The sequence below is a fragment of the Secundilactobacillus kimchicus JCM 15530 genome (assembly GCF_001433995.1).
In the GTDB taxonomy this organism is placed as follows: Bacteria; Bacillota; Bacilli; order Lactobacillales; family Lactobacillaceae; genus Secundilactobacillus; species Secundilactobacillus kimchicus.
Map to the genome: position 1 here is coordinate 71,451 of NZ_AZCX01000010.1, position 24,134 is coordinate 95,584.

At 48.5% G+C, this 24,134-nt stretch carries 26 protein-coding genes; 23 read left to right on the forward strand and 3 right to left on the reverse strand.

Features of this window, described 5'->3' with window-relative positions:
- Positions 1 to 88: 88 nt before the first annotated feature.
- Positions 89 to 1,711 carry an FAD-dependent oxidoreductase gene (locus tag FC96_RS10615; RefSeq protein WP_054659859.1) on the forward strand — a complete coding sequence of 541 codons (1,623 nt, stop codon included), beginning with the start codon at positions 89 to 91 and terminating at the stop codon, positions 1,709 to 1,711.
- Between the two features lie 62 nt (positions 1,712 to 1,773).
- Here the strand turns inward: FC96_RS10615 and FC96_RS10620 are convergent, their stop codons facing one another.
- On the reverse strand, positions 1,774 to 2,301 hold the full coding sequence (locus tag FC96_RS10620) for a biotin transporter BioY (protein WP_056942982.1): 528 nt from the start codon (positions 2,299 to 2,301) through the stop codon (positions 1,774 to 1,776).
- Positions 2,302 to 2,444: 143 nt separating this feature from the next.
- Here FC96_RS10620 and fabZ point away from each other — a divergent pair, with 143 nt between their 5' ends.
- From fabZ to FC96_RS10695, 15 genes are all read left to right on the forward strand, one after another.
- The gene (gene fabZ, locus FC96_RS10625; RefSeq protein WP_041095665.1) at positions 2,445 to 2,891 is read left to right on the forward strand and encodes a 3-hydroxyacyl-ACP dehydratase FabZ; all 447 of its coding nucleotides are present in this window, start codon (positions 2,445 to 2,447) and stop codon (positions 2,889 to 2,891) included.
- 12 nt (positions 2,892 to 2,903) lie between these two features.
- A complete protein-coding gene (locus FC96_RS10630; RefSeq protein WP_056942983.1) occupies positions 2,904 to 3,371 on the forward strand; it encodes a MarR family winged helix-turn-helix transcriptional regulator in 468 nt (155 codons plus the stop codon).
- Between the two features lie 10 nt (positions 3,372 to 3,381).
- Entirely contained in the window at positions 3,382 to 4,359 is a 978-nt protein-coding gene (locus tag FC96_RS10635; protein WP_056942984.1) for a beta-ketoacyl-ACP synthase III, read from the forward strand.
- A 25-nt stretch (positions 4,360 to 4,384) separates the two neighbouring features.
- A complete protein-coding gene (locus FC96_RS10640) occupies positions 4,385 to 4,630 on the forward strand; it encodes an acyl carrier protein (RefSeq protein WP_054659863.1) in 246 nt (81 codons plus the stop codon).
- A gap of 3 nt (positions 4,631 to 4,633) precedes the next feature.
- A complete protein-coding gene (locus FC96_RS10645; RefSeq protein WP_054659865.1) occupies positions 4,634 to 5,536 on the forward strand; it encodes an ACP S-malonyltransferase in 903 nt (300 codons plus the stop codon).
- 6 nt (positions 5,537 to 5,542) lie between these two features.
- Positions 5,543 to 6,262, forward strand: coding sequence for a 3-oxoacyl-ACP reductase FabG (gene fabG / locus FC96_RS10650; protein WP_054659867.1), 720 nt, complete (start codon positions 5,543 to 5,545; stop codon positions 6,260 to 6,262).
- 9 nt (positions 6,263 to 6,271) lie between these two features.
- Positions 6,272 to 7,492, forward strand: coding sequence for a beta-ketoacyl-ACP synthase II (fabF, locus tag FC96_RS10655; protein ID WP_056942985.1), 1,221 nt, complete (start codon positions 6,272 to 6,274; stop codon positions 7,490 to 7,492).
- 2 nt (positions 7,493 to 7,494) lie between these two features.
- Positions 7,495 to 7,920, forward strand: a complete 426-nt coding sequence (locus FC96_RS10660; RefSeq protein ID WP_054659869.1) for an acetyl-CoA carboxylase biotin carboxyl carrier protein — start codon at positions 7,495 to 7,497, stop codon at positions 7,918 to 7,920.
- A 1-nt stretch (position 7,921) separates the two neighbouring features.
- Positions 7,922 to 8,338 (forward strand): 3-hydroxyacyl-ACP dehydratase FabZ family protein, encoded by a 417-nt coding sequence (locus FC96_RS10665; protein ID WP_041095680.1) that lies wholly within the window; start codon positions 7,922 to 7,924, stop codon positions 8,336 to 8,338.
- Between the two features lie 5 nt (positions 8,339 to 8,343).
- Complete coding sequence (locus FC96_RS10670; protein WP_056942986.1) at positions 8,344 to 9,717, forward strand: acetyl-CoA carboxylase biotin carboxylase subunit; 1,374 nt, start codon at positions 8,344 to 8,346, stop codon at positions 9,715 to 9,717.
- Positions 9,698 to 10,531, forward strand: coding sequence for an acetyl-CoA carboxylase carboxyltransferase subunit beta (locus FC96_RS10675; protein WP_041095684.1), 834 nt, complete (start codon positions 9,698 to 9,700; stop codon positions 10,529 to 10,531). Before FC96_RS10670 ends, FC96_RS10675 begins: the two co-directional genes overlap by 20 nt.
- Positions 10,532 to 11,302 (forward strand): carboxyltransferase subunit alpha, encoded by a 771-nt coding sequence (accA, locus tag FC96_RS10680; RefSeq protein WP_056942987.1) that lies wholly within the window; start codon positions 10,532 to 10,534, stop codon positions 11,300 to 11,302.
- Between the two features lie 24 nt (positions 11,303 to 11,326).
- The gene (fabI, locus tag FC96_RS10685; protein WP_056942988.1) at positions 11,327 to 12,082 is read left to right on the forward strand and encodes an enoyl-ACP reductase FabI; all 756 of its coding nucleotides are present in this window, start codon (positions 11,327 to 11,329) and stop codon (positions 12,080 to 12,082) included.
- Between the two features lie 9 nt (positions 12,083 to 12,091).
- Positions 12,092 to 12,901, forward strand: coding sequence for a biotin--[acetyl-CoA-carboxylase] ligase (locus tag FC96_RS10690; protein ID WP_041095690.1), 810 nt, complete (start codon positions 12,092 to 12,094; stop codon positions 12,899 to 12,901).
- A gap of 158 nt (positions 12,902 to 13,059) precedes the next feature.
- Positions 13,060 to 14,457, forward strand: a complete 1,398-nt coding sequence (locus FC96_RS10695; RefSeq protein ID WP_056942989.1) for a glutamate--cysteine ligase — start codon at positions 13,060 to 13,062, stop codon at positions 14,455 to 14,457.
- Between the two features lie 207 nt (positions 14,458 to 14,664).
- Here the strand turns inward: FC96_RS10695 and FC96_RS10700 are convergent, their stop codons facing one another.
- Positions 14,665 to 15,759 carry a YdcF family protein gene (locus tag FC96_RS10700; protein WP_056942990.1) on the reverse strand — a complete coding sequence of 365 codons (1,095 nt, stop codon included), beginning with the start codon at positions 15,757 to 15,759 and terminating at the stop codon, positions 14,665 to 14,667.
- A 188-nt stretch (positions 15,760 to 15,947) separates the two neighbouring features.
- On the opposite strand from FC96_RS10700, the gene FC96_RS10705 reads away from it, so the two are divergent.
- The 3 genes from FC96_RS10705 to FC96_RS10720 all read left to right on the forward strand — a co-directional run bounded on the left by FC96_RS10705 (position 15,948) and on the right by FC96_RS10720 (position 18,952).
- Positions 15,948 to 16,706, forward strand: coding sequence for an NADP-dependent (R)-specific alcohol dehydrogenase (locus FC96_RS10705; RefSeq protein ID WP_054659875.1), 759 nt, complete (start codon positions 15,948 to 15,950; stop codon positions 16,704 to 16,706).
- 56 nt (positions 16,707 to 16,762) lie between these two features.
- Complete coding sequence (locus FC96_RS10710) at positions 16,763 to 17,164, forward strand: hypothetical protein (RefSeq protein WP_056942991.1); 402 nt, start codon at positions 16,763 to 16,765, stop codon at positions 17,162 to 17,164.
- Between the two features lie 207 nt (positions 17,165 to 17,371).
- Positions 17,372 to 18,952: an Nramp family divalent metal transporter gene (locus FC96_RS10720; RefSeq protein ID WP_156403219.1), complete on the forward strand. Its 1,581-nt coding sequence runs from the start codon at positions 17,372 to 17,374 to the stop codon at positions 18,950 to 18,952.
- Between the two features lie 224 nt (positions 18,953 to 19,176).
- On the opposite strand, the gene FC96_RS10725 is transcribed toward FC96_RS10720, so the two are convergent.
- A complete protein-coding gene (locus FC96_RS10725) occupies positions 19,177 to 19,683 on the reverse strand; it encodes a MarR family winged helix-turn-helix transcriptional regulator (RefSeq protein ID WP_056942992.1) in 507 nt (168 codons plus the stop codon).
- 115 nt (positions 19,684 to 19,798) lie between these two features.
- Here FC96_RS10725 and FC96_RS10730 point away from each other — a divergent pair, with 115 nt between their 5' ends.
- The 4 genes from FC96_RS10730 to FC96_RS10745 all read left to right on the forward strand — a co-directional run bounded on the left by FC96_RS10730 (position 19,799) and on the right by FC96_RS10745 (position 23,556).
- Positions 19,799 to 20,734: a quinone oxidoreductase family protein gene (locus tag FC96_RS10730; protein ID WP_054659885.1), complete on the forward strand. Its 936-nt coding sequence runs from the start codon at positions 19,799 to 19,801 to the stop codon at positions 20,732 to 20,734.
- Positions 20,735 to 20,770: 36 nt separating this feature from the next.
- Positions 20,771 to 21,142, forward strand: coding sequence for a hypothetical protein (locus FC96_RS10735; protein WP_054659887.1), 372 nt, complete (start codon positions 20,771 to 20,773; stop codon positions 21,140 to 21,142).
- Between the two features lie 136 nt (positions 21,143 to 21,278).
- A complete protein-coding gene (locus FC96_RS10740; RefSeq protein WP_056942993.1) occupies positions 21,279 to 22,202 on the forward strand; it encodes an L-lactate dehydrogenase in 924 nt (307 codons plus the stop codon).
- A 154-nt stretch (positions 22,203 to 22,356) separates the two neighbouring features.
- Positions 22,357 to 23,556, forward strand: coding sequence for an MFS transporter (locus FC96_RS10745; RefSeq protein ID WP_056942994.1), 1,200 nt, complete (start codon positions 22,357 to 22,359; stop codon positions 23,554 to 23,556).
- The last annotated feature ends 578 nt before the right edge of the window (positions 23,557 to 24,134 follow it).

Below are 24,134 nucleotides of genomic sequence, written 5' to 3' on the forward strand. Positions count from 1 at the left end.
AATTGACGTTCCGAGAGCGACGGCTTGCCTGAAAGTGGGTTAACCGGTATGCTAAGAGTATTAAAACGGTTACATTGGAGGCGTGCTGATGAAAATTATTGTAGTTGGTGGGGTTGCTGGAGGGCCCTCATTTGCCACTCGGTTGCGGCGATTAAGCGAAGATCATGAGATTGTTCTCATTGAGCGGGGGGACAACATTTCCTATGCCAGTTGTGCGCTCCCGTATTATTTGGGTGGGGTCATCAATGACCGGGATTCATTGATTGAACGGACACCGGCGATTTTAAAGCAAAAGAATAACATCGACGTGCGAATCCGACAATCGGTGACGGCGGTGGATCCGGAGGCCCAAACGATTCAGGTGAAACGATTAGATGACGGCAGTACCTATACCGAAACGTACGATCGCTTAGTACTGGCGACTGGCGCAAGCCCGGTTAAGCCGAGACTTGAAGGGCTGTTAGGCGTGACCAATGCTTTCACGTTACGTAGTATGACGGATGCTGACCGAATCAAAACGTTTATGGCTGAAAACCAGCCTAAGAAAGTAGCTATTCTTGGTGCTGGCACGGCCGGTCTGGAGTTAGCTGAAAACATGCAGCGGGCCGGGTTGGAAGTGACTGTCATTGATATGGCTGATCAGGTTTTGTCCCCGTATGATCGCGAAATTGCGGACATTGTTAAGGATGAGGTGGTCGCTCATGGCGTGACGTTATTACTGAATAAGAAGGTTCGAACGTTTGAGGCCAGTGGCTGTATTTTACGGCTGGTTGACGATACGACCATTCTCACTGATATGACCTTACTGATGACGGGGGTCACGCCAAATAGTGAGTTGGCTCAAGCCGCTGGCATTGCGGTCTCCGCTGATGGGCATATTCAAGTGGATGACCACCTTCAAACCTCAGCCAAAAACGTGTATGCCATCGGTGACGTGGTGGAAACGACCAGTTTGATTACGGGCAAGCCAGTGGCCAGTTTGCTGTCTAGTGCAGCTAACCGGCAAGGCCACTTATTAGCTGACATTATCAATGGGGATGACCTGAGGTATGCTGGCTTCATTGGGGTTAGCGTGGCCAAAATTTTTGATCTCACGGTTAGCTCAGTTGGATTTAGTACGCAACAACTTGATGCGATGGGCATCACCGACTATGACAGTGTCTTCGTCACCCCGTTTGATCACGCGTACTTTTATCCAAACGCCAAACGGTTGTCAATCAAGCTCGTGTTTGCGACCGGGACTGGCAAGATCTTAGGCGGTCAATTTGTGGGTGAAGCTGGCGTCGATAAACGAGCTGGTGAACTGTCTGCGGCGATTACCGGTGGACTGACGGTCAACGACTTGCCAAGCTTAGAACTCCCTTATTCACCGCCATACTCAGCGACTCGCGATCCGTTAAATATTGCAGGATACGTCGCTATCAACAAGTTAACTGACTTGATTGAAACGGTGGATAGTCAGGCCTTAACGGATACGGATCGAGCGACCGGCTTCTTTTTAGACGTGCGGGAAGCTGGCAAGCCGGAGGCAGGAACGGTGGCCGCGACTGCTAACATTCCACTGAGTGAGTTGCGCGACCGACTGGCCGAAATTCCGGCAGACCGCACCATCTTTATCACGTATCGCAAGGGGCTTAATCCCTATAATGCGGCCCGGATTTTGGCGGGCAAGGGGTATCAGGTCCGGTTAATTACGGAAACGACTGATTAATGATCGTAACAAAAAGGACTTATTCGACGTGTCAAGCGTCGAATAAGCCCTTTTTGCTGGGGTTATTTAAAACTAACGGCGCGATTGACCGCAGTGAGAACAACCGAACAAGCCACGATTTTGATCAGATCGCCCGGAATGTAAACGAGGTTGCTGAGTAACGCAACGGTGAATGGGGTGTGGTAAAAGATGGTTAACCAGATGGTGCCTGCCAGGTCAGTGACGAACATTCCACCTAGTAGTAGGGCCGACAAACTGGGCACCGTTTTAGTGGCTAGAAGGCGCTGGACCGCAGCGACGCTAATGGGGGTTAACAGCCAACCTAATAGGTAACCGCCGGTCGGGCCAATCATGACTGGCAGCCCACCACGCATCCCACTCAGTAGGGGCAGGCCTAACGCTGTTAACGTTAAAAAAGTGGCAATGACCAACGTCGCTGAGCGGGTATTAAGCAGGCCAGCAATCAGAAAAATCCCAAAATTTTGCAGGACGATTGGAACGGGTAACCCAATAGCGATTGGCGGCGTCATACCAAGGATAATCAACAATGCCAGTAAGGTGGCATTCAGGCTCAATTGTTTAGCATTCATCATAAAACTCCTTAAAAAGGTTTGACATTCAAACTAAATGTGATTATATTAAGGCCATTCGATAAATTGGTTTGATGTTCAAACTAAATTACCACGTCGAATACTTAAAAACAAGTACTCAAGCAAAAGGGAGGTTAAAACAATTGGCAATCTTATCTGCCCAAGAAATTATGGAATTGATTCCTAACCGGTACCCAATCTTATTCATGGATTATGTGGATGAATTGGAACCTGGCGAATCAATTGTGGCAACCAAAAACGTCACCATCAACGAAGAATTCTTCCAGGGCCATTTTCCGGGCAATCCGGTGATGCCAGGGGTGCTCATTATTGAGTCACTGGCACAAGCCGCTTCAATTTTAATTTTAAAGTCCCCTGAATTTGCTGGCAAAACAGCTTACCTGGGCGCTATTAAAGACGCCCGCTTCCATCAAATCGTTCGTCCTGGCGATGTTTTAAAGTTACACGTGGCCTTTACAAAACGACGTAGTAATATGGGAGTGGTGCATACAGAAGCAACCGTTGGCGACAACGTTGCAGCTAAGGCAGACTTGACCTTTATTGTGGCACCAAATACGGCGTCAAATTAAGGAAAATGAACAATGGCTGAAGAAAAAAACAATATTAGTAAAGCGGATTTTCGATTTATGAACGATGCATTGGTGGATGTTTACGACCATATTATGCGAATCGAGGAAGAAACGTTGCGGAAAAGTACCTTTCGGGATATTTCGGTGAAAGAAATTCACCTGATTCATGCGATTACGCTGCATGATCACAAAACGAGTTCCGAGGTTGCAAATGAATTACGGCTAACTAAGGGGACGTTGACAACGAACGTCAAAACCTTGGAGCGTAAAGGGTACGTCAAACGAATCAACGACGAACAAGATCATCGGGTGACCCGACTGACACTAACCAACAAAGGCAAGCTGTTATACCGGGCCCATGACGCCTTTCATCGCCAAATCGTTAAGAGCTTTATTAAGGGAATGGACGGCAATGAAGTAAAGGTCATCAAGCGTGCCTTGATTAACCTGGAAGACTTTTTGAGCGACATCACCCAGTAAGGACAGCAAAATGACATTTAACTTAATAACAACGGCTCGTGCAGTACCGGATCAAATCATCACGAACTCTGATCTAGCCAAAATAATGCCGACCAGTGACGAGTGGATCAAACAGCGAACGGGGATCGAACGTCGCCACCTCGCCTCAACTGAAACAACGGAGAGCTTATGCATCGACGTTGCCCAGCAGTTGGTGCAGGCCAATAGTATAGGGCCCAAACAAATTGATCTCATTGTGGTTGCCACCATGTCACCAACCTACAGCATGCCCAGTGTGGCCGCAACGGTTCAAGGCGCGATTGGTGCTGAAAACGCGGCGACGCTTGACGTCAATGCAGCGTGCACCGGGTTTGTCTACGCCATGGCTGTTGCTCATGATATGGCAGTCGCAAAGGGCTATCAAAACGTCATCGTCATTGGCGGTGAGGTGATGAGTAAGTACCTTAACTGGCAGGATCGCAGTACGGCAGTGTTGTTCGGTGATGGCGCCGCAGGGGTGTTATTAGCGCTGAACGAGGATGGCCAAGACCATTACTTGGGTGACGCGTTTAAAACCTTTGGCGAAAAAGGGCGCAGTCTCATGGCTGATTTTCGGCCGAACAATAGCCCCTTCGCTAAACCGGTAGAAGCCGACTCATACTTGACGATGGACGGTCATCAAATCTACAACTTTGTGATTAAGAAGGCCCCGGTTGTCATTGAAGAGGTCCTTCAAAAGACCGGCCTGACGTTACCCGATATTGATTGGGTGGTTTTCCACCAAGCGAATGCCAGAATCATTCAACAACTCAGCAAAAAATTAGGGTTAACAGCCCAACAGTGCCCCATCAACATTGACGAATACGGAAATGTTGCAGCGGCGAGCGAACCATTGGTCTTAAACGACTTAGTGGCAAGCGGTCAACTAAAACCCGGCGACAAGGTGCTACTGTGTGGCTTTGGTGGCGGGTTGACAATTGGCGCTTCAATATTCGACTACTACAACTAAAACCATTTTGGAGGAATCAATTATTATGTCAAAAGAAGAAATCATCGCAAAAATCATGAACGTATTACAACAAGACGACAGCATGGAAGGTAAAGACATCACGCCTGATATGTCATTCAAGCAAGAAATGAACTTAGACAGTCTTGACGTTTTTGAACTCGTTAACGAAATCGAAGATGAATTTGAAATCGAAATTGACACGGATGAAAGCTTAGACACAGTTAACCAAGTGGCAGACTACGTCCAAAAGCAATTAGCAGCTAAGGAATAATCAATGGCAAAAACGGCTTATTTATTTGCGGGTCAGGGTGCCCAAACACTTGGAATGGGTCAAGACCTATACCGTGAAGAGCCCAGCTATCGCCAAACGGTCACGCAGGCTTCTGACATTCTTGGCATTAACCTCGCTGATCCGGAGGTTGCGGCTGCACCAGAAAACACGCAGGTTGCAATTTTGACGATGAGCTATGGCATCTGGCGGTTGATTGCGCCAACAGCGGCAACGCCTGTTGGACTGGTGGGATTAAGTCTAGGTGAGTATAGTGCGCTGGTTGCTGCTGGCAGTTTGTCATTTGAAGACGGCTTACGGCTCGTGGCAGACCGGTCTCGCTATATGGCGGCGGCTGGTCATGAAACACCGGGGAAAATGGCCGCGGTGTTAACGGACCAGCAAACCATTGTCCAAGAACTGTGCGATAAGATCGATGGGGTCTACATTGCCAACTACAATACGCTTAATCAGCTTGTGGTCGGTGGTACCCCTGAGGCGGTGAAACAGCTCAAACAGGCCTTGAAGGATCATAAAATTCGAGTGGTGCCGCTCAAGGTTGCTGTTAGTTCCCACACGCCATTAATGGCAAGTGCCTCAGAAAAATTGGGCCAACGATTGGAAACGGTGGCGTTTACCGCCCCTAAGTGGCCGGTTTGGAGTAATACAACCGGTCAGCCATTTGCTGTTGAACATTTAGCGGCGACCTTGGTTGACCAGCTAGTTGCGCCCACGCATTTTTATGATGATTTTCGAGGCCTGACGGCGGCAGGTGCGGACCAGTTTGTTGAAATTGGCCCCGGTCACGTTTTAAGTAGCTTTGCTAAGCAGATTGCACCAGCTGCCAAACGGTACCAAATTAATGATATGACAACGTTAAACGCAGTGAGAAGCGAATTAGGATGGTGAGTAAAAATGGCAGATGGAGTTGTGCTGATCACCGGCGGTAATCGCGGAATTGGTCTAGCAATAGCAGAACGGCTAGCGGGTGATGGCGAGAATGTTGTCATCACAACCCGTCACGAGTTACCAGAATCGCAGTTGGCTGCCCTTGATGCGTTGGGCATCCACACGGTTGTGGGAGATGTGACGGATGAAGCTGAGGCCCAGCGGATGGTTAATGACGCAATGAAACACGGCGAATGGTTAAGGGGGTTAATTAATAATGCCGGGATTAACCGGGATAAGTTAATGACTCGGATGAGCACTGAGGACTTTAATGCGGTACTCCAAACGAACCTAGTCGGTGCTTTTAACATGTCAAAACCGGCGTTGAAGCTGATGCAAAAGCAACGCCAGGGTAGCATTATTCACATGGCCAGTGTGGTGGGATTGACTGGAAACGTCGGTCAAGCCAACTATGCGGCCAGCAAAGCCGGGTTGATTGGGCTAATGAAAACCATTGCCAAAGAAGGCGGCCTTCGTCAGGTTCGCAGCAATGCGATTGCTCCTGGGATGGTCGAGACCGACATGACGGATGCACTCAGCGATAAGACGAAAGAAGCCATTCTGGCTGAAATTCCGGCTAAACGATTCGCGAAACCAGCCGAAATTGCCGATGTTTGTGCCTTTTTATTAAATAACGAATACGTCACTGGCCAGGTCATTACAATCGATGGTGGCTTGACCCTTTAGGAGGTCCACATGGAACGAGTAGTTGTAACGGGAATGGGTGCAGTGACACCTCTAGGAAACGATGCCAAAACCTTTTTGAACGGTGTGGCAGATAGTCGGGTTGGCATTGCGCCAATCACCAAGTTCACTGCGGATACTGGCATTACCGTCGCTGGTGAAGTGAAGGACTTTGAGGCGACTAAGCGCTTGTCAGCCAAGACGGCGAAACGGATGGACCTGTTTTCTCAGTATGCTTTATACAGTGCGATTGAAGCGATGGAAAACGCGGGGCTAGAACCCGATAACGTTGTCTCAGAGGACTTTGGTGTCATCTACGGTTCAGGAATTGGTGGCTTGACCACCATTCAAGAACAAGTCATCAAAATGCATGATAAGGGCCCAAAGCGGGTTTCACCGCTTTTTGTCTCCAATTCAATCATTAATATGGCTGCCGGTAATCTGTCGATTTATTTTAAGGCGGAAAACATTAGTGAAGCCGTTGTCACGGCTTGTGCCTCTGCAACGAACGCCATTGGCGACGCCTTTGAACAAATTAAATTGGGCCGTGCTCAGGTCATGATGACCGGGGGCTCAGAAGCGTCTGTCAACGAAATTGGGATTGCCGGCTTTGCTGCCTTGACCGCGTTATCTAAGTCGACAGATCCATTAAAGGCCTCAATGCCGTTTGATGTGAACCGCAACGGTTTCGTCATGGGTGAAGGCGGCGCCACACTGATTCTTGAAAGTTTGACCCATGCCCAAGCTAGAAACGCGCCCATCCTAGCCGAGATTGTCGGTTACGGGCGAACCTCAGACGCCTATCACGTCACTGCCCCTGATCCTTCCGGCAAGGGTGCAAAACGCGCGATGAGTCAGGCGATTTCAGAAGCCGGTATCAAACCAAAAGACGTCGGGTACATCAACGCGCATGGTACGGCCACCAAGGCGAACGATGCGGGTGAAGCGCGCGCTATCGCGGACTTGTTTGGTCAAGATGTCTTGGTCAGCAGCACCAAGGGAATGACCGGCCACTTATTAGGTGCGGCTGGCGCAATTGAAGCCGTTGCCACAATTGGCGCTTTAAATGGTCAGTTACCACAAAACGTGGGGGTCTACGATCAAGATCCAGAAACCCCCGTCACATTGGTGAATGCGGACAATGCGCACCAACAAGTGAATTATGCGTTAAGTAACTCGTTTGGATTCGGCGGCCACAACGCCGTGATTGCCTTTAAACGCTGGGAGGGATAAGCGTGAACGAGCAAGAAATTGAACGTCTCGTTGATAAGTTCGAGCGGTCCTCATTAAACGAAATGCAAATTAGTGACAACAATTTCAAGTTGTTGTTAACCAAGCCTCATCACTCAAATGCAGCTAATTCGGCTGCACCAGTGGCAACTTCGGCACCCGTCCAAACTGCTGAAGCACCCACTGAGGATGGTGCCGTTGTGCCGGCGCCGCTGGTTGGCCTTGTTTACTTAGCGGCTCAACCGGGCAAGCCCGTGTTTAAAAGCGTGGGAGATCAGGTTAAAGCCGGCGATGTTGTCTGCTTGATTGAGGCCATGAAAGTCGTGAACGAAGTGAAGAGCCCGTATGATGGCATTTTGCGTGAGGTTTTAGTTGAGGACGGCAGCCTCGTTGAATACGATCAACCGCTCTTTAGAATCGAGAAGAATTGATATGGATATTAAAGACGTGATTCCGCAGCGCCCACCCTTTTTATTTATTGACGAGATTAAAGCCGTCGAACCAGGAGTGGGAGCAGATACAACGAAACTGGTCACCATTAACGAGTGGTATTTTCGGGGGCAACCCAACGACAAGGTCGCACCCATGTTTATGCTACTAGAAATGATGGCTCAAACCGGCGCACTGGCAATTTTAAGCGACCAAGCTGCTGGCAAAAACGTCTTGTTTGGTGGGGTCAAAGCCGCCGAATACACTGTGGCGGTCCACCCTGGCGACCAGCTAGATTGTCATGTGGCCCTATTAAAACAACGCCACGGCATTGGAATCGGTAGTGGCGAAATTAAGGTCGATGGTCAAGTGGTGTTTTCTGCCACGCTAATTTTTGCCATTGTTGAAACAGAGGAGTGAAACCCATGTTTAAAAAAGTCCTGGTTGCTAACCGTGGTGAAATTGCCGTTCAGGTGATCCGTAACTTACACGAGATGGCGATTGAAGCCGTGGCTGTGTATTCGACCGCTGACCGGGATGCCTACTTCGTAGAACTTGCAGATGAGGCCGTTTGTATCGGGGCGCCTTTGCCGGAACAATCATACCTAGATATGAAAAGCATCGTGACCGTTGCGTGTCTGCTCGGCTGTGATGCTGTCCATCCCGGGTATGGTTTTTTGTCCGAAAATGCTGAATTTGTAGCGTTGTGCCAAGAAGTGGGGCTAACCTTTATTGGTCCTCAATCGGAAACTGTCGCCCTAATGGGTGATAAGGCTAGCGCCCGTGAAGTCATGCAAGCTGCGGGGGTTCCGGTTATTCCTGGCAGCGATGGGACAATTTCAGATCTGAACGCGGCCTTAACCCTTGCCGAAAAAATTGGGTATCCAGTGATGCTGAAATCCGCTGCTGGCGGTGGCGGCAAAGGTATGCGACGCGTCGACGACAAAGCTGCATTAACTGTCGCCTTTGAAGACGTTAAACGTGAATCTCAGCTATCGTTTGGTGAAACTGGCATCTATTTGGAAAAGGTCATCGAACATGCAAAGCACATTGAGATGCAAGTGATTGCCGATGACTTTGGTCACGTGGTGTACTTTCCGGAACGGGACTGTTCACCGCAACGCCACCACCAAAAGTTAGTCGAAGAAAGTCCTAGTTCCTTGATTTCGGCCGAGCGTCGTGCTGAGTTAGGCGCCATTGTGGTAAAGGCCTGCCAAAGCGTGAACTACCGGAATACAGGTACTTTTGAGTTCTTAATGGATCCTGATCAACGGTTTTATTTCATGGAAATGAACACCCGGTTGCAAGTTGAACACACTGTGTCCGAGGAAGTGACTGGCGTTGAGATGATTAAAGCCCAGGTTCTGGTAGCAGCTCACCAACCGCTACCGTTTGACCAAGCAGATGTTCAGGTGACCCAGTTTGCAGTTGAATGCCGGATTAATGCTGAAAACCCAGCGGCCCAGTTCATGCCAGCTGCTGGGGACGTCACTGGCCTGTTCCTACCGGTTGGGACCCACGGCGTTAGAATTGACACTGGCCTGCGTGAAGTGGACACCATTTCACCCTACTATGACTCGATGATTGCTAAGTTGGTCACCAGCGGGTCAAATCGGGCGGCGGCGTTGAAGAAGATGCAACGGTTGCTGACGGAGCTCAAAGTCACCGGATTGACAACTAATCAGGCATTTCTAGTGGATTTGGTTGCCAGTCCTGAATTTGTCGCGGACGAAGTGACCATTGAGTCCGTTGAACAGACGATATTACCGAGGTGGTTAGATGATGCCAGCAAAGTTTAATGGGTTAGATAAATCGACTCTGGCAAAACGGATGGATAAGATTCCGTCAGATTTATACGTGACGTGTCCGTACTGTAAGCAAAGTGTCTACCACCAGAAGTTGGGCCCCTTTCAAGAGTGCCCCCATTGTGGGTATGGCTTTCGGCTGGGAGCGGCCGCACGCTTAAAAATAGTCACTGACAAATTTGAAGCATTCGATGCGGAGCTAGCGGTTGACCCAGCTCTTGTTGATGATCAATACGCTGAAAAATTAACGAAAGCTAAGCAGCATTCTGGCCTGCCAGAAAGCGTTGTAACGGGGATGGCGACCATCGACAGTTTGCAGGTGGCGATTGGCGTGATGGATTCCAACTTCATGATGGGTTCGTTGGGATCGGCGACGGGTGAGAAGTTGACCCGGCTGTTCGAAGAAGCTACAAGGCGACGTTTACCAGTTGTGCTGTATACCGCATCTGGCGGTGCTCGGATGCAAGAGGGCCTGCATTCTTTGATGCAAATGGCCAAAGTCACTCAAGCAGTCACGGCCCATGGTGAAGCAGGGCTGTGTTACTTGGTGGTGTTAACTGATCCCACAACGGGCGGCGTGACCGCCAGTTTTGCGATGGAAGCTGACATTACGCTGGCTGAACCCCATGCGCTCATTGGGTTTACGGGGCGCCGGGTGATTGAATCAACCTTGCATATTAAGCCACCGGCTGATTTTCAACGAGCTGAAACGTTACTGGCTAATGGTTTTGTGGACGATATCGTGGCTCGGTCGGCACAAAAGGCCACCATTGTGTCGTTACTAAAACTGTCCCAAGGAGGCGCCTAGATGAGTGAAAATGCAGCGTACGATATCGTTCAGGCGGCACGGAGTCAGTCAAAAATTGATAGTTACACGTTGATTAATGGGGTATTTAGTGATTTTCATGAGTTGCACGGGGATCGGTTACACGGCGATGATCCGGCCTTGATTGGTGGTGTCGGCCGCTTGAACGGTCGGCCAGTGACCATTTTGGCGACTAATAAGGGCCGTGACATGGCGGAAGGTCAGGCGACTCACTTTGGCGGTGTTAGTCCAGATGGCTACCGTAAGGCGATTCGATTAATGAAACAGTCGACTAAGTTTAACCGCCCCATCGTTGCGTTAATTAACACACCAGGCGCATATCCTGGCGTGGAAGCCGAGTACGGCGGGCAGGGGGAAGCAATTGCTCGAAGCATTCAAACCGGCCTTGGCCAACCAGTACCATATCTGAGCCTCATTTTTGGTGAAGCGGGTAGTGGCGGCGCCTTGGCACTTGCAACGGGTGATGAAGTTTGGATGCTTGAAAAAAGTACTTACTCGGTGGTGTCACCGGAAGGGTACGCGTCGATTCTATGGCGGGATGGGAAACTGGCCGACCAAGCTGCGGCGAAGATGAAGCTCACGCCTAGCGAGCTACTAGCCGCTGGGTTTGTTGACCGGGTCTTGCCCGAGGTGACGACACCCGAGACGTTATCCGCCTTAACGACTCAATTAGATCTTAAAATCACGGCGCTGGCAAAACTGCCTGTTGCCGAGCTGATGGCAGCAAGGCGTCAGCGTTATCGTCAATTTTAACCACTATTAGGAAGGGATGAAGAAATGGACGTTGTGACGGGAAAAACCATCGTCATTATGGGAGTTGCGAATAAGAGTAGTATTGCATGGGGGTGCGCGCAGGCCATCCAGGAAAATGGCGGTCAAGTTATTTTGACCTATCAAAATGAGCGAATTAAGCGCAGTCTTGAACGGTTTGTACCGGAAGAGATGCCAATGATTCAGTGTGATGTGTCTGACGAGGAAACGGTGGTTCAAGCCTTTACAACGATTAAGGACCAATACGGCCACGTCGATGGTTTAATTCACGCGATTGCATATGCCGATAAGGAGAGTTTGGAGAACCCAGTTCTTCAGATTTCTAAAGAAGGGTATAACCTGGCCCAAGACGTCAGCGCATACTCGTTTATTCTAGTATCACGGTTGGCAACCGAAATTTTCCCTGATTTAATAAGCCTTGTCACGTTGACTTACTTTGGCTCAACGCACGTGATTCCCAACTATAACATTATGGGGGTCGCTAAGGCGGCACTTGAAGCCAACGTCCGTTATCTCGCCAAAGAACTTGGTGATCGTCACGTTCGCGTAAATGCTATCTCGGCTGGGGCCGTGAAAACATTAGCTGTGACAGGGGTTAAAAACTCCAGCACCCTGCTGAAAATGTCGCAGGAACGAACGGTTGATGGGGTGTCCGTGACCAAGTCAGAAATCGGCAACGTGGCCACGTTCTTGTTGAGCGATTTATCAACGGCCATTACCGGCGACGTCATTTATGCGGATAAAGGGGTTCACCTCATTTAGGAGGCGTTAATGCGCGATGATTTAAAAGCAACGGTGATTCGAGAAAACCTGCCATCCCAATGGCTGGTTGATCCTCGGGTGACGGTGTTGCCAAGCGTTGATTCCACCAATACTTATGCTAAGCAACGGCTCAATCACCGACCTGAAATCGTAGTGGCAGAGCGTCAAACGGCGGGAAAGGGCCGGTTTCATCACCGGTTCGTGTCCCCCGCTCAGTCTGGCATTTATCTCACGATTGTTTGGCCCCTCAACGACCAAGCAGACGGGGGACTTGAGGCCGCGCGAGCAGCGGTGGCGGTTGTCCAGGCGGTAGCAGCGGTCACGGGTCTTGAGCTCGCTATAAAATGGCCGAATGACTTGGTGTTTCGGCATCAAAAACGCGGTGGTCTCTTAATTGAACAAGTTCAAACCTCAGCTGGTTGGCAGTTGTTAATTGGGATTGGGTTAAATCTTGCAGCGACTGATGTTCCAGCATTACCGGTCAGCTTAACGCTGGCTGATACCCCCAATCAACAATGGACGCGAAACCAGGTGATTGCGGCCATCTACGGTCAGTTGACGGCGTTGTTCCAACAACCGGCCGCGACGTGGTTGGCGGTTTACCGGCAATCTGTCTTATGGGTTGGCGAACGCGTTCAATTTAATGTTAGTGGGCAAGCGATGATCGGAATATTACAGGGGTTTGATCCCCATAACCGGCTCCAAGTTCAGCCCCAAACGGGTCCGCTGTTAGTGCTTGAGGCTGAACGAGTGAGTGAATTGATGCCTCTCGACCAGGATTATCAAAAGCCAAATGAACCTAGTAACGACTTCACTTGAGTTAGAGTGAAGTCGTTTTTGTGTTCGATAAGGATTAATTAAAGTCGGACACTTATGGGACACCGTCGCCAACCCGATCAAATCAGAATAAATGCTTTCATCATATTCTAATTTGATGTAAAGTAATTCTAATCAAAACCACATGAGGAGGGATTGGGATGTTTGATGAAATTGGTCAGATTATTTTTAATCATGAAATTGTTGCCAACGCGAGTGATTTCAACATGGGGATTGAAGTTGAAACGATTCGGGTTGATGCCGCATCGAAGCTGACAACCGAGCCATATCCCAAACTTTTGGGAGATCAACGGCAAAACCACTTTATTAAGACTGATGTGTATCAGATTCAAAGCGAGATTATTACACCAACGGCGCCAAAATCGGCCGATGCGATGCATTATCTGATGGCGCTCAATGACACGTTACGAAATTCACTGGCGCCGAACGAACTACTCTGGCCGTTAAGTATGCCGCCTGCGCTACCAGAGGATAAAAAAACAATCCCGATTGCCAACGTAGCGCCGGACCAGCGGGCCTATTACGAACGCTGGATTGCGACTCGGAGTGATACCGAAGGCATTCCGGTCGGCGTTCACTTGAATGTGAGTATCAGTGACACAGTGCTTAACACCGTCTGGGAGACGCAAAAATCATCCTTTGCGTCTTTTGGTGATTTTATCAATGCGATGTACGCTAAAATCGCCCAGGGTTTCGTTTATTATCGGTGGTTGATCACTTACCTATTTGGCGCTAGCCCGTTGGCTGAGCAGCATTTTTTTAAGCCTGGTGAGGGGCCAACCCATTACGTTCGAAGTTTGCGGTCATCTAACTTTGGACTGAGTGCGGCGATTCAACCAGATTTTACAAGTGTTCGTCATTACGTGAATTCGATTGAAGATAATATTCAAGGTGGCAAATTGTTTAGTGAGGCCGAGTACCACGGGAGCGTGCGGATTAAGTCAGCTACCGGTCATTTGCAGGATATGTTGAAAAATGGTGCGGACTATTTGGAAATCCGGATGCTCGATTTGGATCCGTCGACGGCAGTGGGTGTTCGGACCTCAACCGTCCGATTCTTCCGAATCTTGTTAACCTACTTTATGATGACTGACCCGTTGGCGTCGGCAGATCAGATTAACGGCAAATTAACGCAAGGTATCGCGATGAACGAAGTCGTTGCGATGGAAAATCCCATGCAGCAGACCATTTACCACCACGAAGCGCAAACGTTTATCGACCAACTACAACAGTTTGGCGCCACGATTCAATGGGGGCCAGAGTATCAGGAAGTCCTGGATACCATGCAGGATCGGATTGATAATCCAAGGCAGACGCCCAGTGCGACGTTGTGCGACCACATCGTCGATGAGTCCTTGACGTCTTACGCTTTGATGATGGCTAACCGTTACCAACGCCGGGCTAGGGAGAATCCACGACCGTTTACCGGGTTTCAAAACCATCCCGATATGTCGGTTGAGGAACTTCGTCAGCAGTTATTTGGGGTTAACGGTCGGCCCGAGAAGTTTTCGTCACGACAGAGTAAAGGGTCGTCCTAATTGAAAGAAGCGTCCAACTGAACGTTCAGTTGGACGCTTCTTTTTTTGAAATTCATGCCGCGGTCAAGGCGCCTTGAGGCGCACTCTAAACGTGCTATCCAAGGCTGACCGCTACTACGTAAGCCAAAAGCCCAAAGAATCCAACCCCGGGATTCTCCGGTCTTCTGCCTTACGCTCCGCGGTCAAAACGCCTTGGGGCGCACTCTTTTAAATACCATCCAAAAACCTAAAGAAATTAGAAACCCAGTCTGGGTTGGATTGGATGACGCTTAGCAATGCTGTGAAGACCAGAATTGCAAACGCCACAGCCATGTGACTGCGCTTGTGTTGCACGATGATAGCAATGTATTCTCGCATCACAGCGTTAGGCAGGAAAAAACCTGCCGTCCGAGCGCCAATGCCGCTGGCGGCCAAACCGGCTTGCTTGGCAAAGATGGCTGCCCGGAAGGTGTGGTAGTTGTTCGTCACGAAAATCGTTTTAGGGTGCTCAACACCCGACTCGGCAATGAGTCGTTTAGAGAAAAACATATTTTCGTAAGTATTTTTAGATTGGGTTTCAGCGATGGCCTGATCAGCTGGAATTCCGTGAGCGATTGCGTAGTCTCGCATGGCCTGACCTTCTGGAACCGTTTCGTCGCCCCCTTGCCCGCCTGATAAAATCAGGGTTGCTGGTCGGTTCTTTCGGGCAAGTTGCCGTTGCCAAAAGGTAATGGCACGGTCAATTCGCTGACCTAAAAGTGGGGTCACTGTATCGCCATTCATCAGACCCGCGCCTAAGACCACGATAAAGTCCTTGTTGTGTTTAGGCCAGTAAAGTTGGTACAACACTAAGCATGTCAGGTAATTGTAGAACCAAAAAACGATATAAAGCGTGATGAAGCTTGAGAAAAATGACAGCCAGCTCGCCCAAAATGAGGTCAGGTGAGGTGTGATTAGCCGTTCAATGAACGGAAAAACGAGGATAAAAACGCCGAGGTATAATGTGAGGCTGTTCGCGAGGGAATGGCTCTCGCGGCGCCAGACAATCCACGCATTCCAAAGCAGAAGAAAGGCTTGAAGAACGAACAATAGTGCTAGAGAAAAGACAATGAAAACAAACGGAATCCCGGTGCCATAAATTAGTAGGGTGTTATCCGAGTTCAAAATGCTGCTGGCTAATGTTGCTAAGAACGAGAATAAAAAGAGATTAAATAAAATACCATTATAGAGCTTAGTCCGGTCGTGCCAATAGCTGAGGCCAAAAATAAGGCCAAACACCATCGTAGCGCTCCAAAGAACGGTTAGAAGTAGTGAAATTGTCATGCGTATTTCCCCTTATCCAAAACTACTTCAAATTATAGCTTAATTTAGTCTATTTTAGGAGTATTCCGCTGAAATTACGCCGTTGGCCTCTAAGATTTTATTAAACTCAAGCAAGGGCGCTATTTTCAACATATATTGTGTTATAATTCACATAGTTCGAAAAATTAAGTCAAGCTGGAGGGGTTCATATGAGTCATCGATTAGACGGTAAAGTTGCGATTGTTACTGGCGGTACCCTTGGAATTGGTTGGGCAATTGCCAATAAGTTTGTGGAAGAGGGCGCAAAGGTAGTCATTACTGGCCGCCATGCCGATGTAGGTGAAAAGGCCGCTAAGGAAATTGGTGGTGCAGACGTTGTTCGGTTCATCAAACACGATGCTGCAGATGAAGCCGGTTGGCAAGACTTGTTTGACGAGACGGAAAGGGCATTTGGCCCGGTTTCGACACTGGTGAATAATGCTGGGATCGCTGTGAATAAGAGTGTTGAGAACACGACAACTGACGAGTGGCGTCAATTATTAGCAGTCAACTTGGACGGTGTCTTCTTTGGAACTCGATTGGCCATTCAGCGAATGAAAAATAAGAACCTCGGGGCTTCGATTATTAACATGTCGTCTATCGAAGGCTTTATCGGTGACCCGAACTTAGGCGCTTACAACGCCTCAAAGGGGGCCGTTCGGATTATGTCAAAATCGGCGGCTATTGACTGTGCGCTTAAAGATTACGGCGTCCGTGTTAACACGGTTCACCCGGGGTACATCAAGACGCCACTGGTTGAAAACTTACCGGGTGCTGAAGAGGCCATGTCGCAACGGACTAAGACGCCAATGGGCCACATTGGTGAGCCAAACGATATTGCTTACATTTGCGTCTACCTAGCTTCTGACGAGTCGAAATTTGCGACTGGGTCAGAGTTCGTGGTTGACGGCGGCTACACCGCTCAATAGTTAACTGTTTTGACCGCTCGTCAACCGTGGTATGCTTAGGGTGAGGAGGGGGTAAAATGATAGAAGAACACAACAAAACAGGGGCAACCGTTGCAGGTTGGATTGTCTGGTGGCTTCACAACGTCGGCGTGGTCTCAATCCTTTTGTTTCTAGTTTTTGGCGGCGCTGGGTTCGCTGTCACATCCATGCACGATGCGTCAGTTGATGCCAATTACGGAGCAGCTGTAGGCGTGGTCACCGTGTTTATCGCCATTGTCCTGGCAATCGAAGTAGCCATTCAAGTGCTATGCTTTTTTGCCATTAAAAAGCTAACGACGCCGGCCAACTACGTGTGGCCAATCGTATTAATCGTTGTTGCTTTCTTTGGCAATGCCCTGTACTTCATCCCGGGCATCTGGGGATTAGTGATTAATTCGGGAAGCCATGAAATTAAAAGCAGTGGGTCAAGGGACGACTAAACTGCAGTCGTTTTATGTGATGATGACACACAGTCAAAATAAAACAGCCAGATTTCGTGATATTGCGAATCTGGCTGTTTTAACGTTGAAAGCGCCTTACCATGATCATTTAAGTTGGGCAGGCCTAAGTTACGGTTTTATTTCTTTTAACAATACTATACAATGGATTGGTGACTTGAAACAAAATTAAGAAAGGTGGTTTTCAACTTGGACGGAAACAAACGACCGCGCAAGCACCATCTGGTTGAACATGCGAACGGTCCGTCGCTAGAAGAAATCAATGGGACAGTTGAAGTCCCTAAAGGAAAGGGATTTTGGCGAACCCTTTTCATGTATTCGGGCCCTGGTGCCCTAGTTGCTGTGGGGTATATGGATCCCGGTAACTGGTCAACGTCAATTACTGGTGGGCAGAATTTCCAATACATGCTCATGTCTGTTATCTTGATGTCAAGTTTGATTGCGATGCTTTTGCAATACATGGCAGCTAAACTTGGAATCGTGAGTCAGATGGATTTGGCTCAGGCAATTCGAGCACGGACAAGTCGTGGATTAGGCATTGTTTTATGGATTTTAACTGAGTTAGCGATTATGGCGACTGATATCGCCGAAGTTATTGGGGCTGCGATTGCCCTGTATCTCTTATTCGGTATTCCGCTACTATATGCGGTCTTCATTACAGTGTTAGATGTCTTATTACTCTTGTTATTGACCAAAATTGGGTTCCGAAAGATTGAAGCCTTGGTCGTGGCACTTATCTTAGTGATTTTATTGGTATTTATCTATGAAGTTGCCCTTTCCAACCCTCAGTGGGGTGCTGTTATTAAAGGCTTCATCCCAACGGCTAAGACGTTTGCTGATGGACCGATTGTGGGTGGCATGTCACCAATTAATGGCGCCCTGGGAATCATTGGTGCAACGGTGATGCCACATAATCTGTACTTACACTCAGCGATTTCCCAAACCCGTAAAATTGATCACAGCGACGAGGAAGATGTAGCTCGGACAGTTCGGTTTACGACTTGGGACTCCAACATTCAGTTAACGGCTGCGTTTCTCGTGAACGCCCTACTGTTAATTATGGGGGTCGCTGTTTTCCGAAGCGGCGCTGTCAAAGATCCATCGTTCTTTGGCTTATACCAAGCATTATCCGATTCATCGATGTTGAGTAACGGTTTACTGATTAGCGTGGCGAAGTCTGGTGTGCTATCCGTGCTGTTTGCGGTCGCGTTACTAGCTTCTGGCCAAAACTCCACGATCACAGGAACGCTGACCGGTCAGGTTATCATGGAAGGGTTCGTTCACATGCGGATGCCACTGTGGCTCCGTCGACTAGTGACCCGGTTGATTTCTGTTGTGCCCGTATTAATTTGTGTCTTGATTACTAGCCGGCAACCGGAACTGCAACAGCATGAGGCGTTAAATACCCTGATGAATAATTCGCAAGTCTTCTTGGCTCTGGCATTGCCGTTTTCAATGCTGCCGTTGTTGTTAATGACGAACAGTCGTGAAGAAATGGGGACCCGGTTCAAAAACTCACTTTGGGTAAAGGTTCTAGGGTGGTTCTCAGTAATTGCGTTGACTTTCTTAAACATGAAGGGGCTTCCGAGCTCAATCGAAGGGTTTTACGGCGATGGGGCCACGAAGGCTCAGTTGGCTCAGGCTGACATGATTGCCTACGTGTTAATTGTGGGCATCTTCCTGTTGTTAGCCTGGACAATTTTTGATATGTATCGGGGCGATAAACGGTTAAAAGCAGCGCACGAGGTTCAACGAAACAAGACTGAATAAGTCTCCTGACTGAGATATTGTACAGGTGACTGATAGTATAAAAAGGACTTATCCCCAGGCAACAGTGCCTTTTGGGGATAAGTCCTTTTTGTTACCGTCAATTCCGAATCAGAGATTATGGCTATACCTAAAAGTGGTCACGCTATTTGCCAGTTGGGTCTGTGACCGGGATTTGGCTAGCAAGTTGGCTCAGTGTGACCTCAAGCCATAGTTAGTTATTGCATTCAAATTTCGTTAGCAGACTCGTTTTCTAGATTAACGTCAGCAAGGGCTTCGAGGACCTTTAGGGTGGTGTGTAGTTCGCGGGGGGAGAACTGAGTTAAGGCAGCTGCTAACTGAGCGTCTTCTTCTTGGTGGAGCGTATCATGAGCCTTGGCAACGAAGCGGCCCGTATCGGTGGCTTTTAAATTATAGGCTTTCTTGTTATCGACTAGGGGGACTTTTTCAAGTAACTGGAGCTTGACCAGTCGGGCAACGTATCGGGAAAGCATACCTTGAGAAAATGAGACTTTGTCAGTCAGCGCTTTATAAGCCAGTTCGGACTCTTGGCTAACCAGGCTTAAAATTTCAATCTGAGAGTGATTCAAGTTGGCCTTTTTCAACTGTTGCTGGACGGTTGGCGACAGGTTTTGGTTAGTGGTTAGGCGGTTGGCCAGGATGCGTTGGAAAGTGGCACGTTGGGCCGAAAATGCGCGCATAATGTGACGGAGGCGGGTAAGTGTTGTGTTCACGAGAGTAGACTCCTTTTAGATTAATTACTAGTAATATATTTACAACGGCTGATGATTGATGTACCATGATTTTACATTACAGGTAATACAAAATCAAGAATGAGGAGTTTTTCAAATGAAAGCTGCTGTTATCACCGACTACAATCAACTACCAGTTTACCAAGAGATGAAACGTCCCAGTGTTAATCAAGATGAAGTCTTACTATCCGTTGAGGCGGCCTCAGTTAATCACCTCGTTCGCGCTCGGGCCAGTGGCCGCCACTACAGTGCCAAAGCAGCGTTACCCCTGATTCCTGGTAATGATGGCGTGGGTGTTGACCAAGCAGGTCATCGGTATTATTTCAACGCCAACGGGAGTTTAGCTGAACAAGTGGCGGTTTCAACCCCTTACTTGTTTGAGCTTCCGCAAGGTGGTGACGCGGCAGTCATCGCAGCCGCGGTTAACCCTGCAATGTCATCGTATATGGCACTGAAAGCTCGCTTGGGTGATGACAAAGTTATTGGGAAAACCGTCCTAATTCTCGGGGCAACCGGGAGCGCAGGTCAGTTAGCCGTTCAAATTTCAAAGCAACTCGGTGCTGCCAAAGTTATCGGCGTGGGCCGTAATCCTCAAAGATTAGCCGAATTACCACAACTTGGCGCGGATGCGGTGTATGCGCTAAATGATGAGCGTGAACTAGCGGCAGCAGTCACTGATATTGCGAGTGCTGATATCGTTTTAGATTATCTATGGGGAACGGTGGCTGAACGTTTCTTGCACATGATGTTGCCAAACCGGAAAAACCGGCATCAGCCGCTCTGTTGGCTGGAGATTGGTAGTTTAGCGGGTGCGGATATTAAGTTGCCTGGAGCGGCGTTGAGAAGCACTGCTTTAAGTTTTTTGGGAAGCGGGGTGGGATCGCTTTCGTTAGCAGACTTTCATCAGTATTTGCCAGAATTACTGACTCAGATTGCTGCGGGAAAGCTGATTCTTCCGATTACCCAGTACCCCTTAGACGCAATTGCCACGCATTGGAATGATTCTGGCAATCGACTGGTATTTGTTCCTTAGCCAAAATGGTACAATGAGCTAAAAGGGGGGACCGCCATGCAAAAGAGTCAGTTATCAAACGCTAAAAAGGCCGGTTGGATTGTTTGGTGGATCGAATTTGCCTTCCTAATTCTCGGCGGCATTGTGTGGGGCTACATTGCCGGGCATCCAGCGGTTTTAGGTGCTAAATGGCAGTCGTATCAGGTTGTGGTCAATGTTTTGGTCGGGCTCGTTGCGCTCTGGCACGTCTTTATTCAAGTGTTAGCGTATGTCGCAGTTGACCGGCTATCGAAAAATGACAATTATTTATGGCCCATTATTCTGATTGTGATTGGGTTCATGGGGGACTATTTGTACCTAATTCCGGGGATTTGGGGACTGATTTCGAATGGCAACCACCGCGTTGACCGCGCCCATTTTGCTTCGTAAGCAGATTAAGTTAGTTGAGTGGCCACTGTTCATTAAGAACAGTGGCCTTTTTATGGGTAACGGGTGAACGGCCCTTCCCAAAATGACAATTTAATGATAGATTAAGGTTATAACTATGAGAATGCGGGGTGCTAACATGACACGAAAAATTGGTGTGATTGGAATGGGTAACGTCGGCGCAACGGTGGCGCACTATATCGTTGCTAACGGATTTGCTGATGAATTGGTCTTGATTGATAAGCGTGAAGAAAAGGTTCAAGCAGACGCGCTAGACTTTGAGGATGCGATGGCCAATCTGACCGCCCACACTGACATCACCGTCAACGATTATTCGGCGTTAAAGGATGCGGACGTTATTATTTCAGCAGTTGGTAACATTAAGCTGCAGGATAACGACAATGACGACCGGTTTGCCGAACTTCCCTTTACTCGTGAAGCGGTTCGGGACGTTGCAAGTCAGATTAAAGCGTCCGGTTTCAATGGTAAGATTGTGGTCATTACCAATCCCGTTGATGTCATTACGTCCATTTATCAGCAGGTCACTGGGTTGCCTAAAAAACACGTTATTGGGACTGGCACCCTGTTGGATTCTGCGCGGATGAAGCGGGCTGTTGCCCAACGCCTTCATATCGATCCACGCTCGGTGGACGGATATAGTTTGGGCGAACATGGGAATTCACAGTTTACGGCATGGTCTACGGTCCGTGTTTTGGGAAAGCCCATCACGGAGATTGCTACTGAAAAGCACCTCAATCTCGAGGAGTTAGACGATGAGGCCCGCCGAGGCGGCTACACGGTCTTTTACGGCAAGAAGTATACGAACTACGGCGTTGCCACTGCAGCTGTTCGGCTGGCCAATGTCATCATGTCAGATGCGCAAACGGAGTTGCCAGTTTCAAACTATCGTGAGGAGTTGGGAACGTATCTGTCCTATCCCGCTATTGTGGGCCGCGACGGCATTCAAGAGCAAGTCCAATTAGAACTGACGGATGAAGAACTTGAAAAGCTAAACATTTCAGCCACCACGATTAAGACAAAGTTTGCTGAAAGTCAGGCTTAAACAATCATTATTTCCTCAATGAAAAATGGCCTTGTTGTCCCGGAAATGGGACGGCAAGGCCGTTTTAAGTCGGTGTTAAACCGGTCAACTAGACAGGCAAACGGCACTTTGATAAACTAGATAGGTTGCGTATTTACAGGAAGGGGGAGTTGACATGACACCAAAAGTTAAGCGTGCCATTTTTATTTTAATCTTAAGTGAGTTCTTAGTTTGTTTAGGGATCAGTTTGGTGATTCCCGTTATGCCATTTCTAAGAAACGAATTGCACTTATCGGCGTTTGACATGGGGGTTATGACCTCCCTGTTCGCCTTTGCCCAGTTTATTGCGTCACCCATTATTGGTCGGACGTCCGATAAAATTGGTCGAAAGCCAATCTTGGCTGTGGGCTTGTTCCTATTTATGGTTTCAGAATTTTTATTTGCGGCGACAAACTATCTATGGCTCTTTGATATTTCGCGAATCATTGGTGGCTTGTCAGCTGCCATGGTGGCCCCGACAGCGATGGCCTTTGCGGCTGATATTACGACTAAAAAGCAACGGGCTAAGGTGATTGGCTGGTTGTCGGCAGCGTTTAGTGGCGGCCTTATATTAGGCCCAGGGGTCGGCGGCCTGCTAGCTAAGTTTGACTATAAAGCACCATTTTGGGTGTCAGGGGTTTTGGGGTTAATCAGTATGATTGCCTTGTTAGCCCTGCTGCCCAAAGATGAAGAGGTTGACCTGACCCCAAGTGATGTTGACCAAATGCAACGGGATGTTTCGTCGATGAAGGGGAATTGGTCTGACTTGGTCTCCAAACCAGTCATCTTACTGTTTGCAATGATTTTGATCTCGTCGTTTGGCCTTCAAGGTTTTGAAAGTATTTACAGTCTGTTCGTTAACCAAGTATTCCATTTCAGCCTAGATAACATTGCGTTAGTACTGACATTGAACGGTCTGATTTCGCTGGTGTTCCAGGTGGCCTTATTTGACCGGCTAGTCGTACGCTTTAACGAAACCCGGCTGATTCGGTACTGTTTCTTTCTAGCCTTTGCTGGCACTATCTGGATCATTTTTGCCCACACTAAGTGGGAAGTCATTATTGCCACACTGTTTGCTTTTACAGCCTTTGACCTCTTGCGGCCGGCCATTACAACGTTGCTGACCAAGCTGAGTTCCAAAAATCAGGGTCTCATCAACGGGTTAAACATGTCATTGACCAGCGTCGGAAATGTCATTGGTCCACTGATGTCTGGGATTCTCTTAGATATGAACACCCATTACCCATACGTTGTTGTGGCGGTATTCTTGGGTATTTCGTACCTCATGACCTTCATGATCCGAATTCAATCCAAAACTAATTTGAACGTTGATTAATTGATTGAAACACTACCGTTTGGTGGTGTTTTTTTAAATTGCGATTCTTAGTGGTTTGAGATAGTGGTTATGCTTCGCCCGCGGGTCGGTTGATTGGCTGGAACGTACCGGGCATCGATTTGAGCCCGTCAAAGCCGGTCTCAAATGCGAGCCTTATTGTAAGTCGGTAGTCCACCGACTAACAATAATTTCGGTACTGAGCCATCAACCGACCCACGGGCTTGACGATGGTGTCCGACTTTTTAATAGAATTACGATTTAGGTTGTGGAATGGAGAAACTGCTCGGCACTTTCGGTTGGCTGATGCTATTACTGATGCCAAGAATCAGCCGATGCTTTGACAGTCAGTTGAGCTACCTTCTGCGGCCGTCCTTTGCATTGTCGCAGCACACTGAGCGCCACTCAATTCATTGTCAAATTAGTCTACGAGTCGTGAGGTACTTAAATCCTAGCGATAAGCGGTTGAACGGGACCACAAACACTGCCGTACCGCTGGTTAGGCACTGTCTCTGTGATGACGCAATTCATTGTCAAGTCAGCCCACAAATCATGAGGCACCGAAATCCTAGCCGATAACC